This is a genomic window from Streptomyces sp. XH2 (assembly GCF_049725035.1).
Lineage (GTDB): Bacteria > Actinomycetota > Actinomycetes > Streptomycetales > Streptomycetaceae > Streptomyces > Streptomyces roseoverticillatus.
Window position 1 is genome coordinate 82,067 of sequence record NZ_JBMMMZ010000001.1, and the last position, 8,070, is coordinate 90,136.

Here is an 8,070-nt window from a genome sequence, read left to right on the forward strand (position 1 = left end):
GCGTTCCGGCACTCGTGTCCACGGCATCCCGCCGAACAGGCGTTTCCTGGTCTCTATTCCGCAGCGCCGAGCTGTCGGTCGAGTTGGGTGAGGAAGGAGCGGACGGTGGGGGCCCGCAGGGCATGCTGTTCGAGGTCCTCGCGTAGACGCCACAGGAGGCCGGTGGCGCGGGAGGAGGTGACGGCGGGGAGCCGGGCGAGAGAGCGTTCACCGCAGGTGACGGCCTGATCGATCTCGCCGCGTTGGGTGTGGGCGAGGGCAAGCCAGGCGCTGTGGCGCAAGGCTGAGCGCTGGAAGGCGGGGTCGTCGGTGAGGGCGCGGGCGCGCAGGAGGGCCCCGGCTTCGGGGAGGAGTCGGTTCTGTCGTGCTGGGACGCGGCGGGCGAGGATGACCAGGCTGCGTCCGGCGATGGCGTCGAGCTCCGTGGGGCTGGCGTAGTGGGCCCAGCGGGGTCCGGGTTCGGTGGTTTCGCGCTCGATGGTGTCCAGCTGATGGAGGGTGTCGTCGCGGGTGCGGCGGAAGGCGCCGATGTCGCCGGCGGCGGCGTGGGCGAGTCCGGTGCGGGCATGGACGAGTGCTTGGACGGAGGCGGGGGCTTCGGTGGCGGCTCCCTGGGCGGCGTCGGCCAACTGGAGGGATTCCGCAGTGCGGCCGAGGGTGGCAGCCTGGTTACTCATGAGGCTGAGGATGCTGGCGGCCAGGGGGCGGTCGTCAGCAGCGTGGGCGGCACGGAGACCGGTGAGGTACCAGCGCTGTGCCTCCCCGTCGCGACGGCTCTCGTACGCCATGAACCCGGCGGTCTGGGCCAACTGTGCGGCAGCCGCGACGAGGCGACGGCCGATGGGAGTGTCGTAGCTGTCGCGGCGCAGGATGCCAGCAATCGCGTGGAACTGGTCGGCAACGAAGTCAAGCGCGCTGCCCTGCTGGTCGACGATCTGCTGGGCGTAGGTCACGGTCTCCTCGACGAACCGGACGACGGGCTCGCGGACGCGACCGGTCGCATGGGAGGAAGCCAGGTCGGGGACGGGGGTGTCGAGAAGTTTCCAGGCAGGTGTAGTCAGTGCCGCGCCGGTGATGGCGGCGAAGGTACGCCGTCCCAGCATGTGCTGTTCCATCCATCCGTCGAGGATCGCCAGCAGGTCCAAACGGTCCCAGGCTAAGGCCATCCCGTGTCAGAGGGGTGTCAACCGACTCTAGGATGCCCGGGACCGGATTCCCACCGGTTCCCACCAACTGGTCAGGGCTTCCCACCACACCTAGCCTCTCCCACGCCTGGTGGCCCTCCGGCCCCACGGAGGAAGGTGGCAGTCGCCGCCCCGTGTGCACGCAACGGGGAATGACATCGCGTCTGCCTGCGATTTTTCTTTTACAGCATGAGCACCGGCAAGGACTCCAAGCCCCGCATGAGCCGCGCGCGCCGCCACTCAAGCTCACCGGCTGGGACCGCAAGGCGCAGCCCAGGAAACCTGGTCAGGAGTGCACGGAGGGCGATCTCTGCCTCGGCGAGGGCAAGGGGTGCTCCCAGGCAACGGTGGATTCCGTGGCCGAATGCCAGGTGGCCTCTGGCGTCGCGGTCGGCGTCGGGGCAGCTGGGAGCCGGATATCGGGCGGGGTCCCGATTGGCTGCCGCGGGCGAGATGAGCACTGGGGTGCCGGCGGGGATTTCGGTATTGCCGAGTGTGATCGTTTCCGTGCTGTATCGGAAGGTGGCGATACCGACCGGTGAGTCATAGCGCAGCAGTTCATCCAGCATGCTGCCAATCTTGGCGGGATTGCTTCGTGCGCGGTTGAGGAGGGCGGGGTGCTGGAGGAGCGTCAGGACGGCGGTGCCGATGAAGTTCGTGGTGGTCTCGTGGCCGGCGACCAGGAGCAGGACGGCGAGGGAGACGAGTTCGTCTTCGCTGAGCTGTTCGCCTTCGTCCCGGACGGCGATGAGGTCGTGCAGAAGGCTGTCGTCCGGGGCGCGGCGCTTGGCGTCGATGAGATGCGCGATGTAGCCGGCCACAGCGTGGGAGGCCGAGTCGATCCGTTGGGGGTGCCCGGCGGCGAAGAGGTCGTTCGACCAGGTGCACAGCTGGGGACGGTCGGCCTCGGGCACGCCAAGCAGCTGGCAGATCACCGTGACTGGCAGCGGGATGGCGAGACCGGTGACGAGGTCCGCCTCACCGTTCTCCGGGAGGCTGTCAAGGAGGTGGTCGACCGTGTGCTGAATATACGGGCGCAGGCGGGTGACGGCGCCGGTGGTGAATGCTTTGCTCACCAGGCGGCGCAGCCGGGTGTGCTCGGGGGGATCGGTGGCGAGCATGGTGTGGGCGACTGCGGGGTGCAAGTTGCGGCCGGTGGAACGGCCGGCGAAGAATCGAGCGGTGTCCTTGGACAGGCCCGGGTCCGTGAAAGCTGCCTTAGCCTCGGCGTAACCGGTCACGAGGTAGCCGGGTCTGCCTCCGGAGCCGGTGGTCACCCGGCTCACCGGGGCTGTCGCCCGGAGTTCGTCGTAGAAGGGGTAAGGGTCCTGGAAGAACTCCGGGCACGACAGCGGGTCGCTCATGGTGTGGGAACGGCTTCCTTGTCCTGGGCGGTCTCGGTAGTGGTCGTACGCATGACGTCGCTCTTGGCGTATGCCTGGGCGACGAGCGGCAGCCGTTCTGCCTCGGCTTGCAGGTATTCCCCGTGCTCGGCGGCCCCGGGTGCGGCCTGCACGACCAGCCGGTCGGCGTCCTTGCCGTTGGTGTCGGTGGCCCACACCGCGCCGTCGCCGGTGTAGAGCACGAGGTTGCCGTCCTCCTGGAGCACGGCCCGCTGGACACCCTTGTCGTGGGTGTTGGTCGCCCACACGACGCCGCCCGGCTCGGGGAGCACCGGGTTGCCGTCATCCTGCAACGTCAGCGTGCAGGCACCACCCTGCAGGGATTGACCGAGACCGAGTTCGTCGCCCACGTGCAACGTGTCACCCATGAAGTCTCCTTTCAGAAGAGGGGATTTGCTTCACCGTGCCTTCGCTTCGCACATCGACGGCCGGAACTGCGCTTGCCATTGCCCGCCACGCTACTGCTCGCCCGAGGCGGCCCTCAGACACCTGCTGCCACCGCGGCGCCCAGTCCCAGCAGGACGACACCGGTCGTCATACTGAGCCCCCGCAGGACCGTCGGCCGTGATATCAAGGCGCGCCCCTGGCCGACGGCCCAGGTGAGCAACATGTACCAGGAGGCACTGACGAGCGCCCACAAGGCTCCCAGGGCGACGGTCGACAGGAACACCGGGCCCTTCGCCGTCACGAACTGGGGCAGCACCGAGACGGCGAACACGCCGGCCTTCGGGTTGCCGAGGTTGGTGCTCAGGCCGGTGAGGTATCCGCCCACGAAACCGGTGCGGCGCCCGCCCTCGCGGGGCGGACGGGTGGAGACGGTGGTGAGCGCGGTCCGTAGCGTCTTCACTCCGAGGATCATCAGCACGATGCCGCCTGCGATCCGGAGGGCCGCGTACGCGGTGGGGCTGGTCAGCAGGACGGCGGACAGCCCGGCCGCAGCGGCCATGGACCACAGCAGGAAGCCGGTGGCGTTGCCCGCGAGCGTGCCTCGGACCGTGCGTTGGCCGCCTTCCAGAACCTGCCGGATCAACAGGGCTTGACTCGCGCCTGGCAGCATCGCCAGCAGCAAGGTGGTGACGATGAAGACGGGCACATGCGTGGGCATGGGAAAAGAACCCCTTCCGGGGATTGCGGCCGATGGGTGCACCACCAGGCTTCCTGCCCCGCGCCCCTAAGAGAAGTTAAAAGAGAAGGGTGCAGCGTTAAGATCAGTGAATGGTGACGGACCCGGGACAGCTCCGCCTTCTCGCGGTGATCGAGCGGCACGGCTCCCTGGCAGCGGCGGCTCGCGCCCTCCAACTCACGCCCGCGGCGGTCACGCAGCAGGTGGTCAAGGCCGAGCGCGACTGGCAGGTGCCGCTGGTCAGCCGTGGTCCTCGCGGGGCAACGCTCACCGCGGCCGGCGCGCTGCTGGCCTCCCACGGTCGAACCGTGGAAGAGGCATCGGACAGGGCCGAGGCGGAACTGGCCGCACTGCTCGGCCACCTCTCCCTACGGCTGCGGATCGGAACGTTCCAGGCAGCTGCCCTGCACCTGCTGCCACCTGCCCTGACGGCGCTGCGCCACCGCCATCCGGACGCCGACGTCTCGGTCGTGGACGTGGTGTCCGGACGCGGAGCGGACGAGATCAGCGCGGGGCGCCTGGACATGGTCATCGTCGCGTCCTGGGGCATGCCGCTCGCGCCGCCCCCACACATACGGGCCCACTCGCTCCTGTTGGACCCGATGGTCGTGGTTCTCCCCGATGACCACCCACTGGCCACCGGGCAGCCCGCGGACACCGAACTTCGCCTGGAACAACTGCGCGACGAATCGTGGGTTTCCATCCTGGCCGGCCATGCCGCGCGTGAACAATTCCACGACGCTGCCCGCGAGGCCGGTTTCACTCCCACTGTGCGGTTCGAGACCGAGTCCTACGATGTCGCCCAGGCCCTCGTCGGCACAGGCAGCGCAGTGGCCCTGGTCTCGCGCCTGGCTCTGACCCATGCGCCTGGCACCACCCATCGCGAACTGGTCCACCCCAGGCCCTACCGCCAGCTCTACGCCGTGACCAAAGCAGACGCCAGCCTCACACCGCTCGCAGACATGCTCATCGACCTCCTACGCGATGTCGCCCGCGACATCACCGCCACCTGGGAAGCTCCCCTGCAAGAAAAACAATGCTCATCGAACTCACCACACGGAGCCTGAAAAGCCCCCGGTTCTGAATCGACACCGCCTGGTCCGGAGCTGCCGGCCCCGCTCCGACCGGCCATCGAGCCGGCAGCCGGCTCGCTGCACTGAAGTGATGGGCGAAACACTGAACAACCCACTGCAACCTTGCCCGGAATGCTGAAGCACTGAGCGGCACCCGGCAAGTCACGCACAGTTACGGCATGGTTAAGGAACAAGGTCAAGCGCCTCCGACAACCATCCACTCCTGGCAGCCACAGCCCCCTCAGCGGCAAAGCCGCAAACGAAACCAGCGGCATCGGCCGTAGCGGACGACCTCACTTCCGGTGTGACGGGCGGTGCTGGGGTGCCGGGCAGGTGCGGTCGCGCCAAGGTACGGTAGCCGCCTTGCCTTTGATCACGACCTCAGTGCGACGGATGACGTTCTCGTTGACGGTCCGCGCCATCTTCTGCGGGACGCGCACGCAGCCGTGCGATGCCGGCCGGCCGAGCACAGGCTGCGAGTTGTGGATGCCGATGCCGCGGTTGCCGATACCGAGATCGACGTACCAGGACATTGCGCTGCCTTTGGTGTTCGTGTACCCCGGGCCACCGAGGAAGGCAGGGTGAAAGGTGCCTTCAGGTGTGCAATTGAGGCTGTTCTGATCGGCACAGGGGTCGGTCGCCGTGCACGGCCGCCCGCGGCCGGAGGAGATCGCACTCGTCTCTCCGGGAGCTCCGTCGTTCCACTGGTAATGGAGCGTTTGCGCAGCGAGGGCGATGTCGATACGGCTGATCCACCGTGGCAGGGACCCCGGCACAGGGCTTTGACGGTGGTCAAGAGCCGTAGCCGGCGAAGCCGGAGAGGCACCCGGTCCACCTGCAGATCCGACCCCGGCCCCTGCCTCAACCGGCGCAAGCCCGGCGGGGCTGTCGGGCACGGGCTGGAGCGGCCCACCAGGCGGAGTGTCTCCGTCATGTACCGGCGGCTCCTCGTCCATCTCGCCTGTGGCTTCAGCTGTGTCCGGCGTGTCCTGTACTTGACGCTGGACAGCGGTGCTGACCCGTCCGGAGATCCGTGCCCGGCCGCCGGCCGATACCACCGCGGCTGCGGTGTCCGCCTCCCGCTCCAGTCCTGCCGCGCCCACGACCTGCAGAGCGGTCTCGCGTACATGTCCGGTCGCCGACTGCTGCTGGACCACATGGGCCAGCTCATGGGCGAGGATTCGTTCCCCGTCACGACTGCCGGACCTGTACCGGCCGGCTCCGAAGACCACATCCCGGCCCCATGTGTAGGCGAGCGCCCCCAGGGCATTCGCCGACTCCGCCGCATCTGCGCCGGTGTGGATACGGACATTGCTGAAATCGTGGGAGAAGCCGTACTCCATCCGTGAACGGGTGCCTGCCTCCAGCGGCTGTCCCGAGGATGCCGGCACGGTGACGAAGCGGTTTGCGGCCGCCGGTGATACGGGGCGGGCGCTCGGCGGCGGACCGGACAGCAACTGCAGGCTTGTGGCCGCGGGAACTGCTGGACTATGAGCGGCGAGCGGATCGGCCGCGGGCGCCCCGCTGTGGACACCCACCCGGGTGAGGTCGGTTCCTGAACCCGTACGGGTGCAGTAGCCTGCGGTCGACCCGGACGCCGACGATTCCGACGCGGACGATTCGGCCTGGCGACAGGCCCTCCCGGTGTGGTGACAGGACCTTGCCCCCGGTGCGCAGCCGCATAGCCGACGGGCGCGGCTCGCGGGCCAACTGGAACCAGCGGTTGCCTCCGCCTTGCTGTTGCCGAGCGGGACCCGGGCGTGCGAGCTCACCTTCATCACCCCAATCGCCCTCGAGCGGTCGAGGGGATCCGAGAACGCGGCACGAGCAAGGCTATGCCACGGTGCCTTCACGGGCCTGTTGGCGAGGGGGGAGCCGGGATGTTGGAGGAAGTCGCCCCGGCTCGGTCTGAAGGACAGAGGGTGCCATCGGAACTCCGCCCGTCGGCTTCGCCGACTCGACGCCGAGGGCGGCAACCGGCAATGACCGGACATGTGCCCCCACAAGGACAGCCCGCAAGGACAGTGGGTCGTACTGGGAATCGCCTCGGGGTGAGGAGGAGGGCTGAAGTGTTCGCCGGGGAAACGCGCGCCTGCTGATCAGAAACGGCGGTGAAGCGCCGCGGCCGACTGGCCGTGCCCTGCCCGGGCACGGCCCTTGAGGGGGCCCGTGGGCAGCACCACGCTCGACCAGGGGAAGGGCTCGCCGGCGGCCGCGCGGCCCGGTGCCGCTTGCCCGGCACACAGGGGTCGGTGGGTTCCGCCGGCACGGACGGCTCGTGAGCAACACGGCATCGTCCGGCACCAGGACGCCTGGCTGCTGCCCGTGATCGTCACCTCTCCCGCCTTTGAAATGCCCTGCCTCAGGTCCCTTGCGGTTGTCGGCGACAACGCCGGCTTCAGGGTTCACCATGCGTCAGCTGCCACGGCCAGACCGGACGATCCGCACCGGTAGTCGTACCAACAGTCCGGTCTGGCAGCACAGCAGCCCTGCTTCTTGATTTCGGCGGCTTCGACAGCGGCGGTCCCTGCCGACGACTCCCCTGCGCGCTGGACATCGTCGCCCGCCAGACGCGTGCACGGACATCGGACATACCACCCCGGACAGCCATACGGACCGGATAACCCCCACTCCCCCGCTCCCGGCCGGGCCCCTACGGGAGGTGCCCGACCGCGGGTCCGGGCCTCCAGTGCCGGTCAGTTCATTGGCAGTCGGCGATGCCGTCCTGCGGATCCGCGGCGGGGAGGCCGGGACCGCGCGGCCGAAGCCGTGGCCGCCCTGATGAACCAGCGGCCAGCACGGCAAAGCCCTGCCCGGCCCGAACTGACCCGTAACCGCCGGATACCGATTCGCCACCGTGAACGGCCGGGCCACCGCACTGCACTTCGGCGCGGCAGGTGCCCGGAGGTTACCGCACAGCCCGAAGGTGTCCGGCCGGTGCTGCGACCGCGCAGCGCGGCTTCACAGTGGCGTCGGCAGCGGCTTCGGCGTACGGGGATGTTCAGGAGTGGCTGAAGAGCGTGCTCGCCAGGGCGACGTGGATCGCTGTACCGCCCAGGACGCTGAGGACCGCGTTGCGTCGCCACAGGTGCAGACCGAGCGTGGCCGTGAGGGCCAGGCCGACGGGCAGGGCGTTTTCGAGGGAGACGTCGCGCAGCGTGTAGACGGTGAGGATCACCATCACGCCGACCGGCATGCAGATGCTGAGGTAGCGCAGGGTCGGGGGGGGCCCCCCCGGGGGGGGGGGCGCCCCCCCGCGCGGCCCCCCCCCCCCCCCGCGCGGGGGG

At 69.1% G+C, this 8,070-nt stretch carries 7 protein-coding genes; 1 reads left to right on the plus strand and 6 read right to left on the minus strand.

Annotation, left to right across the window (positions count from 1 at the left end; all coding sequences use genetic code 11):
- Positions 1-53: 53 nt before the first annotated feature.
- The 4 genes from ACOTKD_RS00410 to ACOTKD_RS00425 all read right to left on the minus strand — a co-directional run bounded on the left by ACOTKD_RS00410 (position 54) and on the right by ACOTKD_RS00425 (position 3,692).
- Positions 54-1,145 carry a hypothetical protein gene (locus tag ACOTKD_RS00410; RefSeq protein WP_424886767.1) on the minus strand — a complete coding sequence of 364 codons (1,092 nt, stop codon included), beginning with the start codon at positions 1,143-1,145 and terminating at the stop codon, positions 54-56.
- Between the two features lie 221 nt (positions 1,146-1,366).
- The gene (locus ACOTKD_RS00415) at positions 1,367-2,548 is read right to left on the minus strand and encodes a cytochrome P450 family protein (RefSeq protein WP_424886768.1); all 1,182 of its coding nucleotides are present in this window, start codon (positions 2,546-2,548) and stop codon (positions 1,367-1,369) included.
- Positions 2,545-2,955, minus strand: coding sequence for a LysM peptidoglycan-binding domain-containing protein (locus tag ACOTKD_RS00420; RefSeq protein ID WP_424886769.1), 411 nt, complete (start codon positions 2,953-2,955; stop codon positions 2,545-2,547). Before ACOTKD_RS00420 ends, ACOTKD_RS00415 begins: the two co-directional genes overlap by 4 nt.
- A 113-nt stretch (positions 2,956-3,068) precedes the next feature.
- The gene (locus ACOTKD_RS00425; RefSeq protein WP_424886770.1) at positions 3,069-3,692 is read right to left on the minus strand and encodes a LysE family translocator; all 624 of its coding nucleotides are present in this window, start codon (positions 3,690-3,692) and stop codon (positions 3,069-3,071) included.
- Positions 3,693-3,802: 110 nt separating this feature from the next.
- Here ACOTKD_RS00425 and ACOTKD_RS00430 point away from each other — a divergent pair, with 110 nt between their 5' ends.
- Positions 3,803-4,777 (plus strand): LysR family transcriptional regulator, encoded by a 975-nt coding sequence (locus ACOTKD_RS00430; protein ID WP_424886771.1) that lies wholly within the window; start codon positions 3,803-3,805, stop codon positions 4,775-4,777.
- A gap of 299 nt (positions 4,778-5,076) precedes the next feature.
- Here ACOTKD_RS00430 and ACOTKD_RS00435 read toward each other — a convergent pair whose 3' ends face one another.
- Positions 5,077-6,777 carry an eCIS core domain-containing protein gene (locus tag ACOTKD_RS00435; protein WP_424886772.1) on the minus strand — a complete coding sequence of 567 codons (1,701 nt, stop codon included), beginning with the start codon at positions 6,775-6,777 and terminating at the stop codon, positions 5,077-5,079.
- A gap of 1,007 nt (positions 6,778-7,784) precedes the next feature.
- Positions 7,785-8,000, minus strand: coding sequence for an AzlD domain-containing protein (locus ACOTKD_RS00440; RefSeq protein WP_424887345.1), 216 nt, complete (start codon positions 7,998-8,000; stop codon positions 7,785-7,787).
- Positions 8,001-8,070: the final 70 nt, after the last annotated feature.

Excerpts from the sequence above, each read along its gene's own strand:
- ACOTKD_RS00420 (WP_424886769.1), bottom strand. The coding sequence starts at position 2,955 with ATGGGTGACACGTTGCACGTGGGCGACGAACTCGGTCTCGGTCAATCC.
- ACOTKD_RS00415 (WP_424886768.1), bottom strand. The coding sequence starts at position 2,548 with ATGAGCGACCCGCTGTCGTGCCCGGAGTTCTTCCAGGACCCTTACCCC.
- ACOTKD_RS00430 (WP_424886771.1), top strand. The coding sequence starts at position 3,803 with ATGGTGACGGACCCGGGACAGCTCCGCCTTCTCGCGGTGATCGAGCGG.
- ACOTKD_RS00425 (WP_424886770.1), bottom strand. The coding sequence starts at position 3,692 with ATGCCCACGCATGTGCCCGTCTTCATCGTCACCACCTTGCTGCTGGCG.
- ACOTKD_RS00435 (WP_424886772.1), bottom strand. The coding sequence starts at position 6,777 with ATGTCCGGTCATTGCCGGTTGCCGCCCTCGGCGTCGAGTCGGCGAAGC.